This is a genomic window from Candidatus Eremiobacteraceae bacterium (assembly GCA_035710745.1).
Taxonomy (GTDB): domain Bacteria; phylum Vulcanimicrobiota; class Vulcanimicrobiia; order Eremiobacterales; family Eremiobacteraceae; genus JANWLL01.
Genome location: DASTCX010000026.1, coordinates 1 through 14816 on the forward strand (window position 1 = coordinate 1; position 14816 = coordinate 14816).

Below are 14816 nucleotides of genomic sequence, written 5' to 3' on the forward strand. Positions count from 1 at the left end.
CGCGCCAGCGTCGAGTTCTTTGAGGATCGAGACGATCTGCGATTCGGTGAAGCGGCTCTTCTTCACGTGAGTCTCCTTGGCGGGCCTTACGCCCGAGAACTCACAGTTTCCGCCTGTCCGAAATCACCGCCTCAGGTCAGCTCTTCGACCGCCTCTTCGATCGCCTTCACAACGGTCAACTGGGGGTCAAGAGGGTTCTTGCGGGCTCGAAATGAGAACGCCACTTTCCCTAATGGAAAAGGGGCGTTTCTGGCGTGGTGGAGATGAGGGGACTCGAACCCCTGACCCCTTACATGCGAAGCAAGTGCTCTACCAGCTGAGCTACATCCCCACGGGTCCGGCGGATATCCTATCATACAAGAAAAGACGGGGCAATACCCCGTCCTTTTTCGTGCCCACTGCCGTAAGGGTCGGGTTATTGCCCGCCCGGGTCCATCGCGTTCGAGTCTTGCTGCGCCTGAAGTTCGTCTGAGGCCGCGCCGCCGTTCTGATCGCCTGCATGATTCGCGGCGGGTGCCGCCGTCGGCGCGCTGTTGGTGTCGACTTCTACCTGCGCCTGCGTCGCGAGCTGGCACTCGCCGGTGTCTTGCGACTGCGGATGCTGCTGGCACCACGCGAGCATCGTCGTGCGATCTTGCGTGTGCGCGACCCAGTAGTCGACGGTACCTTTATCGTTCGGATCGTGCGACACGGCGGGCGCGAAGTAGCCTTTCGCCATCCACGCGATGATCGCGGTGGCGAGCAAGAGGCTCAAAAGACTGAAGTTCCGCATGTCTCAGATATCGGCAACCTAAACGTACGCGAGCGCGATTGTGACCGACGTCACGCACGCAACGCTTAGGGCGCCGGACTCCCTATTCGTATCGTCGTGACGCCGTTGATGAAGCGCGCTTGCGTCTGATCTTCGGGGACGACGAGCTGGCAGATCTCTGGTCCGGGCGGTGGCGCCCCATCGACCGCGTATGCGAGCAAGATCTGCTTGTTGTTGAACGCCACCTCGAATTCGGGAAACGAGACGAGCGCGGCGTCGCCATTGACGCCTTCGATGAGCGCGTATGCGCTGGTCGATCCAGTCGCCCCGCCGGGCCCGACCGGGGATACCGAGGAGATGAGGTCGCGCAAGAGCACGCCGGTGTACGTGTGCACGCGCCACTTGCCGTCCGAGTCGAGCACGCGCAGCGTCAGCGACGATCGGCGCATCCTCTGCAAGTCCTTGAGCGTGACGACGCGCGGGTCGGCGACGTCACCGACGACTTGAATGACCGATCCGGGCGGCGCCATGACCGAACCACCACCGGCGTTCGACGGCGAGTTCGGCTGCACGGGGGGCGTTGTCGCCGGTCCGTTCGGCGCCATCGTCGGCAACGCCGGAAGCGTCGTCACCGAAACCGTCGGTGACGGCGCGAGCGCTACCAACGCGTGCGCCGCTGCCGGCGCTGCATAGAGCCGGTTGGCCGCGACGATTGCGACGAAGGCGACGAGCACGATCGAACCGAGGATACGGGTCATCGGATCTCCTCGCGTGCCGAGCTTCGCTCGGCCTACTACATCCGGTCGAGCTAAAGCTCGACCGCTACACTGCCGGTGGTTATTGCTGCGCCGACGGAAAGCCTCGCGCGCGCAGCCAGCGCGAGACGACGAAGCGCGACCGCTCGGCGCAGTCCGTGTGGTTCGCGTCGACGATCTCGAACGTTTTCGGCTCGCGCGCATCGTCGAACAGGCGTCTGACCGCGCTCGGCGGCACGAGCGCGTCGCGCAGTGCGGCGATCAGCAGGATCGGCCGCGGCGCGACGTCTCCGACTCGATCGGTGTAGCGGTCCATCGCCGCTGTGATCGAGTCGGGGTCGGCTCCATCGACATACGCGGTCCGATTTCGCAGACCGGAGAGCATCGTGTCGTCCGTCAGCTGGCGGCTGCGGCCGGTCGACGTCGCCATCGCGATGACGCCCTCGATATCCGCATTCGCGACCGCGACGCCGATCGACGTGGCGGCACCCATGCTGTGGCCGCCGATGACGAGGTGCTCGATACCCTCCATGCGGCGCGCGACGGCGCACGCATCGAGGGCATTCGCGACGAGGTCGGCGCCTTCGCGCAGCGGCCCGCTGCTCGCGCCGAGCCTATGCCCGAGAAAATCGAATGCGAGCGAAGCGTAGCCGTCGGCGGCGAGGTGGAAAGCGAGTGGGTCGACGTTGTGTTTGGACGACGAGTAACCATGGCACAGGACGACGCACGTCCGCACGCCTTCCATACTATAGTAGAGACCGCGCACGGTCCCACCCGCGCTCGGGAATTCGACGCGGTCGATACGGACATGCGACATGTCGCGTAGTCTCACCATGCGTGAGCTGTCAGATGAGCGACCTCAATGTGAGCACGATGTCCTTCGTCGCTTTGCGCCGTTGATACGCGAGCGCGACCTTCGTCCCCGTCGGCCGATCGAACGACCGCACCGCGGAGTCGAGGTCGAGCGGCGGTTTGCCATCGATCGAGAGGATGACGTCGCCCGGACGAAGTCCGACGCGATCCGCCGGCGATAGCGGCACGATGCTGCGCACGACCACTTGACCGTCGCGCCAGATGAGCCACAACCCGCTGCCGTCGAACGGCGACGGCGCCGCGTTCGTCGCCGCCGCGCCGCTCTGTGCGAGGGTAAGCGTGCCGCCGAGCTCGTCGATCGTCACCACGAACCGCGAGAGAAGGCCGCTGCCGATCACCGCGTGGACCGTCGATGATAGCAGCGGCTCTTCGCTCGAGCTCATCCTATCGACGAGCGGCCCGGCGATCGTCAATGCTCCCATCGACATCGCCCCTGCACGTTCTACCGTTCCGTTGACCTCGTGATCCGGTTCGGCATCGCGGATGCCGATCGACCGCCTGCTGAAATCGGAACCGGCGCCTCCCCACACCGCGATGTCTTCGTCCGAGCAGACGTCGACGAAACACGGCGGCTCGTTCTTGCCGTCGATTCCGCACGCTACCGTAGGCATGCCATCGACGAGAGCCAGCGGGATCGCCGCCGCCCCCGCTGGGCGCGCCGCAGCGGCGGCCGCCTCGTCGCGGTAGATCGTCATGCTCACGTTCGCGTAGTCGATCGTCACCGGGTAGTGCGCGAACAGATCGGCGCCGAGTATCCCAGTCGCGTTGGACCCGAGATACGCTTGCGCGAATGGCCCGATTCTCGCGGTCGCGACTTTCAATCCGACGAAGCGGACGGCCCCGACTTGCAGCGTTCGGATCGAAGGCACGTCGCCGCCGCGATTGACCGGAATGGAATCATCGATCGTCGTCTGACGAAGACTGCTCAATAGGAAGTCGCGACGAACACCGTCGAGCACGACGGGGACGTATGGTCGCCCGCCGTGCATCGCAAGCGGGATCGTCGACGAGGCCGCGTCGCCTTGCCAGAACGACGGCGCGAGCGTCGGTTCTGGGCGTGGAGTGACGACACCGATCGGCGCTGTCGTCGGCGAGATCGCCTGCGCATCGGGCGGAGGAGCCGGCGGCGGCGGAAGCGGCGTCAGCGTCGGAGTGGGCGTCGGGGTTTCGGTCGGTGCGGGCGCCGGAGCAGACGACGCCGTCGGAACGGGTTGTGGCAAGCGCGCCGCGACCGCAAGCGTGCAGCTCGCGATTGCGATGATCAAAGCCACGGCGAAAGCGCGCGCGATCACGAAGCCGACAAGAACTCCTCGACGATGCTGACAAAACGTTCGGGTTGCTCGATCTGCGGGCAATGCCCGCATTGCTCGAAGATCTCGAGGCGGGCGCGCGGCAGTACGCGCGCGAGTGAAGCGGCGTCGCTTGCCGGAAACAAGCGATCCTCATGACCCCAGATCGCGAGTATCGGAACGTCGAGCGAGGCGAGCCGTTCGTGGAACGGCTCGAGCCGCCGGCAATAGTCGAAGAATTTCGTGAACGTGTGGCGGGCGATGCGCTTTGCACGCGGATCGGCATGCCGCCGCGCGAGCTCATCGACGGTCTCATCGTCGACGCGCGACGCGTCGAAGAACGCCGTCGAGTACAGCGCGCGCGTCATCGCTTTCGTGCGCGGGATGCCGACGAACAGGCGCATGAGCGATGCCGCCGCCGTGCCGAGCAGATTATTCGGCATCGGCGTGAATCCGACCGGGTCGACGAGCACGACGCGGCGATATCGTCGCGGCGAGCGGAGCGCATCGAGCATGAGCGCGAGCCCGCCGGCGGAGTGGCCGATCGCATCGAGCGAGCCGAGACCGAGCGCCGAAGTCGTCGCTTCGACGACTTTCGAGAAATACTCCGGGCCGCCGTACGGTTGCGCGTCGGGCGCCGGACTCTCGCCGAAACCCGGAAGGTCGAGAGCGATCGTCCGATGGTGTGACGCAAAGGCGGGCATGACGCGCCGCCAGGCGGTCGACGACTGACCGAGGCCATGGAGCAACAGCAGCGGCGAACCGGCACCGGCTTCGAGATAGCGCGCGCGCGCGCCGGTGACGTCGACCGATCCCGCGGAAGGGCTGAACGCCTGCATGAATGGCTGGATTCTTGACGGGCCGAGGGACTCCCGTACGCACGAGTGGGAGCGGTCGAGATTTATCTCGACCGCCGCGGCCTTACTCTGTAGTACGGTTGAGATACGGGAGCTACGGCTGGCGCGGACCGACGTCGACGACGCCGCTCTCGCTCGCGGCCGTGATTTCAGGGCCGCCGCCCGCAAGGCTCATCGACATCGCGTGTTGCGACCGGAAGCGGACGCTCGCGGTCCGAGCGAAGCGGTTTATCACCGAACCTCGCGTGCTTTGCGCGTCGATCGTCGCCGCTTGACGTCCATCAAGGGTGACGTGCACGTTGCCGGTACCGCTCGTGAAGCGATACGGGCCGCCGGCCAGGCCTCCGAAACCCCAATCGATGTCGCCGCCCTCGGTCTTCACCTCGGCGCGTTCCGCGAGCATCGCCGTGCCCATGACGCTGCCGGTCGTCGTCTCGACGCGAAGGTTGCCGGCGACGTGCGTCATCGTCACGCGACCAGACGACGTCCGGACATGGCCGAACCCGGCGAGCTCGCGAAGGTCGACGGATCCGCCATTCGTCACGACGACATAGGGCCCGCGGAACTGCGAGAGCGCTGCATCGCCGCTGTCGAGCTTGACCAGCACCGCCGCGTCGCGCTGCGGCACGTATACCGTCACGTCGCCGCCGGAGTTCTCGATGCGAACGCCCGTCGTTCCCTCACGCACGCCGGGAAGCGTGAAGCGCCGCGGCGGAAGACCCATGCCGCGCGGGATCATCATGCCCTGGTTGGTCGACGTGATATGAAACGTCGTCGCCGTCGGGTTGTCCCCGCCGACGACGCGGACCGCGCCGTCATCACCGCGCGTCACGGTGACGAGTCCAGCGGTCGAATGGATGACGACGACCGGAGCATCGGGCGTCTGGACGATTTGATCGGCGAGCGCGGGTCGATAGGCCGCTAAAGCGGTGAGGGAGAGCAGGGCCGCGCTGAGCAGCGGGCGGGCGAGGCGAGCGATAGGCATGGTGCGAGGACCTAAGCGTACTGCGTTAGCGGCTCGAGCGCATGAGCCGGCAGTGAGCCGGATATGAGGCGTGCATGAGAACCCGCCGGCGCGCCGGCGCCGTTCATCGAGCGACATCCGCGTCACCGCTTCGCAGCAGCGGGATGTCGACGGTGAAGGTCGTCCCCTTCTCAGGTTCGCTCGCGACGGACACGGCACCGCCGTGCACGCGCACGATGTTGCGGACGACCGCGAGGCCGAGACCCGTGCCTTCGACCGCGCGCGAGCGCGCACGATCAGCGCGATAGAAGCGCTCGAAGACGTGCGGCAAGGCGTCCGCCGGGATCCCCGGGCCAGTATCGCCGACGACGATCCGGCCGGTACCGTTGAGGCGTGCGACACCGACGCGCACGCCGCCCGACGAAGTGAACTTGATCGCATTCTCGGTTAGGTTAGCGACGAGTTGGCGAAGGAGCCCGGGCTCGCCCATGACGACGGCGGGAGCAGTCGCGTCGATCGTGAGCGATAGTCCCTTCTGTTCGGCCGACGGACGCAACCCCGAAGCCGCATCCTTGACGACTGCCGCGAGATCGGTCGGCTCCATCGCGAGGGCGCTTGGGTCGTCCGTCTTCGCAAGCGTCAGCATCGCATTGAGGACGCGCGCCATGTTCGCGCTCTCGGCGCGGATGGTCTCGAACGCTTCCCGGCGGATCTTCTCATCGCCATCGCCCCAGCGCTCGAGCATCTGCGCGTTCGCGCTGATGACCGTCAGCGGCGTCTTCAGCTCGTGCGACGCGTCCGCGATGAGCCTGCGCTCGCGAGCGAATGCCCCCTCGAGACGTTCGAGCATCTCGTCGAACTGCGCGGCGAGCTGGCCCAATTCGTCGCGCCGCCCTTGCCAGTTCAAGCGCTTTGCCAGATCCTCGCTGCCGATCTCGCGCGCCGCGCGCGCGATCGCGTTGATCGGACTGACCGCCCCGCGCGCCAGCCAGAACGAGACGCCGACGACCGCGGCCAACGCCAGGGCGACCGTGATGAGGAGGAAGATCGAAAGGTTCTGCTGCTCGGCGTAGACGCCCGCGAGCGAGGCCCCGACGATGAGCGTCAGGATCGGAGCGCGGGGACTCGATTGGATCGTGCTGATCCGCACGAGCACCGGTCCGACACCGTTCGCGCTCGCGGTCCCCCAATCTCCGGTGAGGCCGCGCGGCGGGAACCATCGATCGTACGTCTGGATCGACAGATCGGCATCGCCGAGGTTCGTCGTCTTGCCGACGCGGAAATCGGCGCCGTTGTAGACTTCTGCGTAGATGCCGGGTCCGACGAACGTATCGAGCGTCGTCTGATCGGCGAGCGCCGAGACCGCGGAAACGGGACCGAACGGATCGTTCGCCTCGGCGTGGGTGAACGAGTCGATCTCTTGCCCGACACCCTCGATGCGATCGGCGAGCGCGCCCCACACGATGCGCCCCGCCTCGATATAGACCGCGCTCGCGAAGACGAGGATGAAAAGCGCGAGCACGCCGCCGTACCACGCCGTCATCCGGCCGCGCAGCGAGGAGAAGAACGGGAACGGCGCGCCGCCGTCAGACGCGGAGCGCGTACCCGACGCCACGGACCGTGTGGATGAGCTTGTCATCTGTGTCGACATCGACTTTGTTGCGCAAGTAGCGGATATAGACGTCGATGAGGTTCGATTCGCCGAGGAAATCCGAACCCCAGACGCTGTTGAAGATCTCGTCGCGCGTATGGACTTTGTTCGGGTACATGAGCAGGAACTCGAGCAGCGAGAACTCCTTCGCCGTGAGCTCGATCGGTTTGCCGGCGCGGACGACCTCGTGCGTATCTCGGTTGAGGACGAGATCCTTTGCGGTCAGGAGTCGCGGGGCCGGCTCGTGGCTTCGCAGTTGAACGCGGATCCGCGCGAGCAGCTCCTCGATCGAGAACGGTTTGGTCAGATAGTCGTTGGCGCCGGTATCGAGACCGGTGATCCGGTCCGGCACGGCGTCTTTCGCGGTCAGCATGATGATAGGAACGGATGAGTGCTTTCGGACGCGTCTGCACACCTCGAGGCCGTCGATGCGCGGCAGGAGCAGATCGAGGATGATGAGGTCAGGTCCTTTGAGCGCGCGCTCGATCGCGGTGGCGCCGTCGGCGCACCATTCGACTTCGAAGCCTTCGTGTTCGAGCTCGAGCTGCAAGACGCGCGCTATCTTCTGATCGTCTTCGACGACGAGGATCTTCTGTTTCGGAGCAGCGGCGGGGGAAGGCCCTAAGTCCATGCCGATCGCCTCCTTCCTTTAGAGTATCGGGGAGCCTGGCGGCGGGCATTAACACCCCGTGAGAGCGCCGACCGGGAGCGGCCCCTAAACCCTCCGAACCCTCGCCGCGTGAGCGGACGTCTCTTCGTGGCAGTCGATCTCGACGAACCGATGCGCGATCTCATCGACGATGCGATCGCGCGCCTGAAGGCCGCCGGCCTCGACGAGCGTTTCACTTCGCGCGAGAAATGGCATGCGACGCTCGCGTTCCTCGGGCCTGTGGACGCGTCGCGGCGCGCCGCCATTAGCGAGGCGATCGCTACGGCCGCCAAGTCGTGCGACGCCTTCGACCTGACACTCGACGTCGTCGGCGCGTTTCCGGACGCGCGCCGGCCTAAGGTCGTATGGGTCGGATCGTCGTCGCCGCAGACGGGTTTCGCCGCATGTGCCGAGGCGGTGCGCGCACAGTTATCCGCCATCGGCTTCGACTTCGAGTTCGACGCGGTCCCGCACGTGACGGTTTGCCGGCTCAAGCGTAGCGGTCCGCTCCCGGCCGTCGGAAGCCTGAACCCTCGAACGATCCATGTCGACTCACTCACGCTGTACGAATCGGCGCCCCAGGGCTCGTCGACCCGCTATGCGGTGCTCGGCGAAATGCCGCTGCGCTGACGAACGTTATGGAATCGAAGACCGCGAAAATGCGGAATTGTAGCGGTCGAACTTTTAGCTCGACCGGCCGAGCGAAGCTCGGCTCTGGAGTGCCGACAGATGACGAATAACCTAGCCATGACAGCAGCCGCGTTAGCGCTGTTGCTCGGCGCGCCGGTCGCCGCCGGAGCCGACCCCGCTCAACCGCCGACGATCAGCGTCAGCGGAAGCGGGTCGGTGTCGTACGCACCCGATATCGCCAGCATCTCGCTCGGCGTTCGCGCGCAATCGGCGAGCGCGGCGGCGGCCGCGAACATGGTCAACGTGAGAGCCGGGTCCGTCGTGAGCGCCATGCACAAACTTGGCATAACAGACGCGGCCATCACGACGTCCGACTACTCGATCTCGTACCAGCCGCCGGATAACTCGGAACAGCCGGTGCCGATGGGAGCGTCGACAAGCGTCGCGCCCAGGCGACCGGTCGCGCAAGGCTCCTACGTCGCGACCGAGACGATCGATGTCAAGTCGTCGATCGCGAAGGCCGGTCCGGTGCTCGACGCCGGCGTCTCAGCGGGCGCGAACGAGACGTACGGCATCTCGTTCGATACAAGCGAACGGACGGCGCTCTATCGCGAGGCGCTCTCGCGCGCCGTCGCCGACGCGCGCGCACAGGCGGAGATACTCGCGAAGGCGGCGGGCGTGAGCATCGCCGGCATCCAAACGATCAGCGTTGGATCAGGCCCCGGGCCGATCGAGCCGATGGTGCGAGCGATGAACTTCTCGGCGCAACCGGCGACGATCAGCGGCGGCACCGGCACGGTCGACGCGTCTGTCCAGGTCGTCTACCGGATCAGGTAGCACCAGTCGCTGCGCAGGACACGCTAAGAAAACGATGACCGCCGGCCTGAGCCGGCGGTCTGCGCTTGTCGAGGAGGAGGAGGTTACGTTGAAAGCTTTGAGATGCTAGTCGGTGTCACTCGTCGCAACGAGCGATCGCGAGCGCCCAGCCACGCGGAGTCATCTTCCGCACCAAATAACCGTCTTTGGTCCGGTCGAAGTACTGGAAGCCGCTTGACAGCGCTTCCCCGATCGACTTGAAGATCATAATCCCTTGCATGGCGTTGGCCCCCCATGGCCTTCTATCTGTATTACGGCCGTTGCGGCGAGATTGTTACTTTTGTCGTCCCGTCTTGAGGCTCTCACCGAGTTTTTATGATGACAGGCACATGCAATTCGCCGTCATTACACTAGGTCGGAAGAAGATTGGAAGAGGTTCGGAAGAGATCGAATAGGCCAAAGGTCGCCCTTACGTTTGCGCGAAATCCGCGTCCGATGGTGTCGACGCCGCTGTTAGAAGCCGCGGAACTCATAAGCCGGGAGCGCGTCGCTCCCGGTTTTTGGTGTCTTGGGTTTCGCAGCCCGGAAATTGCCCGCCGCGCCCGCCCCGCGCACTACGTGGCCATCGACCTGCCAGGCACGTTCTCCGTCCGCCTTCCGCTCGGCATCTGGACGGCGCGCGACGACACGTTCACGCTCCTCTTCCGCGAATGGGGCGAGCGGACGACGCGCCTCGCGTGCATCGCCGACCACGAGCCCCTATCGATCATCGGGCCGCTCGGCAACGAATTCTCGCTCCCGGATACCGGCAAGCGCGCCGTGATCGTCGCCGGCGGGATCGGCGTCGTGCCGTTCTGGCTGCTCGTCCGCGAGCTGCTCGCCGCAAAAGTACGGACGACGGTGGTGCTCGGCGCGCGTTCGAAGCATATGCTCGTCGGCGTCGACGAGCTGCGCGCGCTCGGCGCCGAAGTCAAGATCTGTACCGATGACGGATCGGCGGGAACCCGAGCGACCGCGCTCGACCTCGCGCGCGAGTTGGCGCCGCCCGACATCTTCTACGGCTGCGGGCCGCCGCCGTTGCTGCGCGCCTTGGGCGAACACGCGAACGCCGCCGGCATCCCGTGTCAGATATCTATGGAAGAGACGTTCGGATGCTCGATGGGCACGTGCTGGGGGTGCGTCGTGCCGATCCGTCGTGGCAGCCCGCAAGCCGTCGGCTACCCGCGGGCGACGAACGAGAAGCGCGAGTATGACTTCGCGCGCGTCTGCGTCGACGGCACCGTCTTCTGGAGTCGCGAGATCTTATGGAACCGATGATCGGCGCCGCCCTAGAAAGCGACCTCGACCTTTCGGTCGAGCTCGGCGCGCTGCGGCTTCGCAACCCGATCATCGCGGCGAGCGGGTGCTACAACCGTGGCGCCGAGTTCGGTCGGATCATGGACGTCGGCGCGTACGGCGCCGTGACGCTGAAAAGCGTGACTCGCGAGCCCCGGCTCGGCAACGAGATGCCGCGCCTGCTGTCGACGCCGGGCGGTTTGCTCAACGCGATCGGCTTGCAGGGGCCCGGCATCGCGTATTTCCTCGAACACGAAGCGCCGAAACTCCAGTCGGTGCCGACGGCGGTCATCGCGAGCGTCGCGGGTTTTTCCGTCGGTGAGTTCGCCGAAGTCGCTTCGCGGATGGACGGCATACCCGGCATCGTCGCGATCGAACTCGACGTCTCGTGCCCGAACGTCGATGCCGAGGGCGCTTGCTTCGCGGAGGATCCGTCATCGACCGCCGCGGTCGTCGAAGCGGTGAAAGCGCGTGTGACGAAGGTGCCGATCATCGCGAAGCTGACGCCGAACGTGTCGGACATCAAGCCGGTCGCGCGGGCCGCCGAGGCGGCAGGCGCGGATGCGCTCTCCCTCATCAACTCGCTGCGCGGCATGTCGGTCGACGTCGATCGGGCGCGCCCGTGGCTGGCGAACAGCTCTGGTGGCCTGACCGGCCCCGCGATACGACCCATCGGTGTCTACCACGTGTGGCAGGCGGCGACCGCGGTGAAGATCCCGATCATCGGCATGGGCGGCATCGAGAACGGGCGCGACGCGCTCGAGTATCTCATGGCCGGCGCGACCGCGATCTCGATCGGAACGGCGAACTTCCGCGATCCGCTCGCACCGCTGCATGTCGGTGAATCGATCGCTGCGGAACTTCGGAAGCGCTCGTTCACTCGCGTCCGCTCGCTCACCGGGATGGCGAACCCCGATTTCGCCGGAGTGCGTGCGTGAAGCCCGAGCTCGTCATCGCGCTCGACGAACCGGATTGGGAACGCGCGTCGACTCTCGTCGCCAAGACGCGCTCGCGCGTGCAATGGTACAAGGTCGGCTACCAGGCGTACTACGGCTACGGCGAGCGGATCATCGCGCAGCTGCGCGACGAAGGAAAGTCGCTGTTCCTCGATCTGAAGCTTCACGACATCCCGACGACGGTCGCAGCGGGCGTGCGCGCCGCGGCGAAGACCGGCGCATCGCTCTTGACGTTGCACGCCGCCGGAGGCCGCGCGATGCTCGAGGCCGCCGCCGGGGCACGAGATGAGGTCTCTGAGAGATCGCGACTGCGTCTGCTCGCCGTGACGGTGCTGACGAGCATGCGGGCGGCGGACTTGCGCGAGGTCGGTGTCGACCACGATCCCGAGACGCTCGTACCGATGCGCGCACGCCTCGCGGCGTCATGCGGGGTCGATGGGGCCGTCTGTGCGGTCGCCGAGGCGCGCGTCGTGCGCGAGGCGACGGACAAAGATTTCGTCGTGCTTTGCCCGGGTATCAGACCTGCCGGTGCGTCCGAAGGCGATCAGCGCCGCGTCGCGACGCCGAGCGACGCAGCGAGAGCGGGAGCCGACTTTATCGTCGTCGGCCGGCCGATCGCCCAAGCCGCTGATCCGGGCGAAGCAGCCTATGCGATCACGCGCGAGATCGAGGGAACGCTCGCATGACACCGGCGGAGTTGCGCGCGATGCTCGAACGGCGCGGCGCCATGCTCGCTGGGCACTTCGTCTTGTCGTCCGGCCTCCACAGCGACCGCTTCATCCAGAAGTTCCGGATCTTCGAAGATCCGGCGACAGCCGAAGCGGTCGGCGCGGCGCTGGCCGATCTGCTGCGCCCGGCGAAACCGGACGTCGTCGTCACGGCAGCCGTCGGTGGGATCATTCCCGGCTTCGTCGTCGCGAAGGCGCTCGGAGTGCGGAACATGTTCGTCGAAAAGGTCGACGGCGTGCCGAGGCTGCGCCGCGGGTTCACCGTCGCTCCCGGCGAGCGTGTCGCAGTCGTCGAGGACGTCATGACGACCGGGAAATCCGTCGGCGAAGTCATCGACGTCGTTCGTGAAGCCGGTGGTGAAGTCGTCGCGATCGGGGCTGTGGTGAAACGCGGCATCGTCGATCTTCCGTTACCGGTGAGCGCATTGCTCGATCTGCCGCTCGCCGACTACGCGCCCGAGGACTGCCCGCAGTGCCGCGCCGGCGTGCCGCTCGAAGACCCGGGCAGCCGCCGCTCTATCTAGGCGACCCCATAAAAAGGGAGCGGTCGAGATTCATCTCGACCGCCGCGGCCATTCCAACCGAGCTAAAATGGAGCGGTCGACCTTCACGGTCGACCGCCGCGGTCTTTCTAGTTCGGATCGTCTCTAATAGTGTCCGAGCGTGCCGTCGCGGCGTGCGCGGTTGACCGCTGTTCGGAAGATGAAGAGCGACAGCGGCAAGAGGATGGCCGTCGCAACGAGCAGCCAGATCGCATCCGAGGCGACGGCGGGATCGGTCAGCGCTGCGCCCGCAGTCATTTTTTGGTGACCCGGCAGTAAGCCGATCGCCGCTCTGATGCCATTGAGCGAGTGGGTGATCGGCAGGCACCACGAGAGCAGCTGCAGCGGCTTTGGCAGGAGCGCCACCGGGATGAGCATTCCGCCGAGCAGCTGCGCGGCGCTGCCGGCCACGAATTGCGTCGGCGCGTTCTGCTTGAATGTCATGATCGTCGACGCGGCCATGACACCGAGCGGCGACATGCATGCGATCGTCAGCAGCACGAATACTATGAGCGTCAGGAAGTTCACGTGCGAGAAGTCGACGCCGAGGAACATGCCCATGACGATATAGAGTATGACCTGAAGCGCGGTGAGCGTGAAGCCCCAAAGACCCGGCGACATGACGACGGTCGCGAGGCTCGTCGGCGTCACGAGCACGCACTCGAGCGTACCGAGCATCTGATCGCCGCGGATGGCGGTTTGGAACGCCTGAAGCGCGGTCAGCTGAAACCGGGAGAAGCCGAGACTGATGAGCCAGTACGAAAAACCGGGGAAATGCGAGTTCTTGCCGGGGGGTATCAGTTTCGCGATGAAATAGAATACGAATACCTGCACGACGATCTGCAGCCATTGGATGATGAACGCCATGTCGTACGACGTGGCGATCCGCCGATCGCGCTTGTAGATCGCGCCCGCCTTCGCAAGCGTCGCGAGCAACGTGTTCTGACCCGGTGCGGGAATCGCAGGTGCGATGCTACTCATCGCCGTCACCCGCTTGGGTTATGTCGGTGAAGACTTCCATCGGCCTCGGCTCGTCGAAGGTGAAGGACCGAACGGTGATGCCGTTGTCGCTCACAGCGCGCATGAGTTCGGTGACGGATCTTTCGTTCGTCGGTTCGATCTCGACCTCGACGGTGACACCGTTGGGGACGTCGACCGTGACGACGGTCGTCACGCCTGGGACCTCGCGCACACGCTGAAGGAGCGCCTCGTCCGTCTTGTCGACCGTGATCTGGTACTTGAGAAGGCGCGCGTAGCTCGCGTCGAGTTCCTTCGGCGGCCCGAGCGCAGCGATCGTGCCGCGCCGCATGATCGCGAGGCGGTCGCACAGCGCCCACGCCTCGTCGAGGAGATTCGTCGCGAGGATGACCGTCTTGCCCCGACGATTGACGAGCTCTTCGCGGATGAGCGTTCTGATCTGCTCCGCGTGCACGGGGTCGACCGCGCGTGTCGGTTCGTCGAGATAGAGGATGGGTGCGTCGGAGAGCATCGCGCGCGCCATCGTGAGGCGTTGCCGCATGCCCGACGAAAAACCGGAGAACTTCGTGCCCATCGCGTCGGTGAGATCGACGACCTCGGCGACGTGCTCGATGCGTTTGCGGAGAATATCGCCGCTCAACCCGGCGAGCGATCCGAAGAACTCGAGATTTTCGCGCGCTGTCAAACGGAAGTAGAAGCTGCGCTCTTCGCTGCTGCACAATCCGATGCGGCGTTTGACGGCGATCGGGTGCTTCACCGCATCGATGCCGTCGACGGTGATCGTGCCCGCATCTGGCGTCGTCAGCGTGCAGAGAAGTTTGAGGAGCGTTGTTTTGCCGGCGCCGTTCGGGCCGAGGAGCCCGAAGAGCTCTCCGCGCTTCACGGTGAAAGAAATGCCGTGCAAGATCTCGCGGCGCGGGATCCTACCCCGGTACTTGATGTTGGGGATAAGGCCGTACGAGATCGGGAACGATTTACGTAGTTGGTCGACGACGATCAAATCAGGGTCCTCGGGCTTAGTGTATCGTACACGGATTACCGC

17 protein-coding genes and 1 tRNA gene are annotated in these 14816 nt (G+C 65.5%); 6 read left to right on the forward strand and 12 right to left on the reverse strand.

Going from position 1 to position 14816, the window contains the following annotated elements; genetic code table 11:
- Window positions 1–255 precede the first annotated feature (255 nt).
- From VFO25_10865 to VFO25_10905, 9 genes are all read right to left on the reverse strand, one after another.
- Window positions 256–331, reverse strand: a tRNA-Ala gene (locus VFO25_10865).
- Between the two features lie 84 nt (window positions 332–415).
- A complete protein-coding gene (locus VFO25_10870) occupies window positions 416–772 on the reverse strand; it encodes a hypothetical protein (GenBank protein HET9343403.1) in 357 nt (118 codons plus the stop codon).
- Window positions 773–837: 65 nt separating this feature from the next.
- On the reverse strand, window positions 838–1509 hold the full coding sequence (locus VFO25_10875; GenBank protein HET9343404.1) for a hypothetical protein: 672 nt from the start codon (window positions 1507–1509) through the stop codon (window positions 838–840).
- A 79-nt stretch (window positions 1510–1588) separates the two neighbouring features.
- Complete coding sequence (locus tag VFO25_10880) at window positions 1589–2323, reverse strand: alpha/beta fold hydrolase (GenBank protein ID HET9343405.1); 735 nt, start codon at window positions 2321–2323, stop codon at window positions 1589–1591.
- Window positions 2324–2351: 28 nt separating this feature from the next.
- Window positions 2352–3671, reverse strand: a complete 1320-nt coding sequence (locus tag VFO25_10885) for a PDZ domain-containing protein (protein HET9343406.1) — start codon at window positions 3669–3671, stop codon at window positions 2352–2354.
- Window positions 3668–4507: an alpha/beta fold hydrolase gene (locus VFO25_10890; GenBank protein ID HET9343407.1), complete on the reverse strand. Its 840-nt coding sequence runs from the start codon at window positions 4505–4507 to the stop codon at window positions 3668–3670. The genes VFO25_10885 and VFO25_10890 overlap by 4 nt, the downstream gene beginning before the upstream one ends.
- Window positions 4508–4619: 112 nt before the next feature.
- Window positions 4620–5510, reverse strand: a complete 891-nt coding sequence (locus VFO25_10895; GenBank protein HET9343408.1) for a DUF4097 family beta strand repeat-containing protein — start codon at window positions 5508–5510, stop codon at window positions 4620–4622.
- Window positions 5511–5613: 103 nt separating this feature from the next.
- Window positions 5614–7128 carry a HAMP domain-containing sensor histidine kinase gene (locus VFO25_10900; GenBank protein ID HET9343409.1) on the reverse strand — a complete coding sequence of 505 codons (1515 nt, stop codon included), beginning with the start codon at window positions 7126–7128 and terminating at the stop codon, window positions 5614–5616.
- The gene (locus tag VFO25_10905; GenBank protein ID HET9343410.1) at window positions 7076–7771 is read right to left on the reverse strand and encodes a response regulator transcription factor; all 696 of its coding nucleotides are present in this window, start codon (window positions 7769–7771) and stop codon (window positions 7076–7078) included. Before VFO25_10905 ends, VFO25_10900 begins: the two co-directional genes overlap by 53 nt.
- Before the next feature lie 108 nt (window positions 7772–7879).
- Here VFO25_10905 and thpR point away from each other — a divergent pair, with 108 nt between their 5' ends.
- Window positions 7880–8419, forward strand: coding sequence for an RNA 2',3'-cyclic phosphodiesterase (thpR, locus tag VFO25_10910; GenBank protein HET9343411.1), 540 nt, complete (start codon window positions 7880–7882; stop codon window positions 8417–8419).
- A 117-nt stretch (window positions 8420–8536) separates the two neighbouring features.
- Window positions 8537–9256, forward strand: a complete 720-nt coding sequence (locus tag VFO25_10915; GenBank protein ID HET9343412.1) for an SIMPL domain-containing protein — start codon at window positions 8537–8539, stop codon at window positions 9254–9256.
- Between the two features lie 115 nt (window positions 9257–9371).
- On the opposite strand, the gene VFO25_10920 is transcribed toward VFO25_10915, so the two are convergent.
- Complete coding sequence (locus VFO25_10920; protein ID HET9343413.1) at window positions 9372–9503, reverse strand: hypothetical protein; 132 nt, start codon at window positions 9501–9503, stop codon at window positions 9372–9374.
- A gap of 227 nt (window positions 9504–9730) precedes the next feature.
- On the opposite strand from VFO25_10920, the gene VFO25_10925 reads away from it, so the two are divergent.
- The 4 genes from VFO25_10925 to pyrE are packed head-to-tail and all read left to right on the forward strand — an operon-like array spanning window position 9731 to window position 12778.
- On the forward strand, window positions 9731–10552 hold the full coding sequence (locus VFO25_10925) for a dihydroorotate dehydrogenase electron transfer subunit (GenBank protein ID HET9343414.1): 822 nt from the start codon (window positions 9731–9733) through the stop codon (window positions 10550–10552).
- Window positions 10540–11508 carry a dihydroorotate dehydrogenase gene (locus VFO25_10930; protein HET9343415.1) on the forward strand — a complete coding sequence of 323 codons (969 nt, stop codon included), beginning with the start codon at window positions 10540–10542 and terminating at the stop codon, window positions 11506–11508. Before VFO25_10925 ends, VFO25_10930 begins: the two co-directional genes overlap by 13 nt.
- Window positions 11505–12212: an orotidine-5'-phosphate decarboxylase gene (gene pyrF / locus VFO25_10935; protein ID HET9343416.1), complete on the forward strand. Its 708-nt coding sequence runs from the start codon at window positions 11505–11507 to the stop codon at window positions 12210–12212. Before VFO25_10930 ends, pyrF begins: the two co-directional genes overlap by 4 nt.
- Window positions 12209–12778 carry an orotate phosphoribosyltransferase gene (gene pyrE, locus VFO25_10940; protein ID HET9343417.1) on the forward strand — a complete coding sequence of 190 codons (570 nt, stop codon included), beginning with the start codon at window positions 12209–12211 and terminating at the stop codon, window positions 12776–12778. Before pyrF ends, pyrE begins: the two co-directional genes overlap by 4 nt.
- 123 nt (window positions 12779–12901) lie before the next feature.
- Here the strand turns inward: pyrE and VFO25_10945 are convergent, their stop codons facing one another.
- On the reverse strand, window positions 12902–13777 hold the full coding sequence (locus tag VFO25_10945; protein HET9343418.1) for an ABC transporter permease: 876 nt from the start codon (window positions 13775–13777) through the stop codon (window positions 12902–12904).
- Window positions 13770–14774 carry an ABC transporter ATP-binding protein gene (locus VFO25_10950; protein ID HET9343419.1) on the reverse strand — a complete coding sequence of 335 codons (1005 nt, stop codon included), beginning with the start codon at window positions 14772–14774 and terminating at the stop codon, window positions 13770–13772. The genes VFO25_10945 and VFO25_10950 overlap by 8 nt, the downstream gene beginning before the upstream one ends.
- Window positions 14775–14816: the final 42 nt, after the last annotated feature.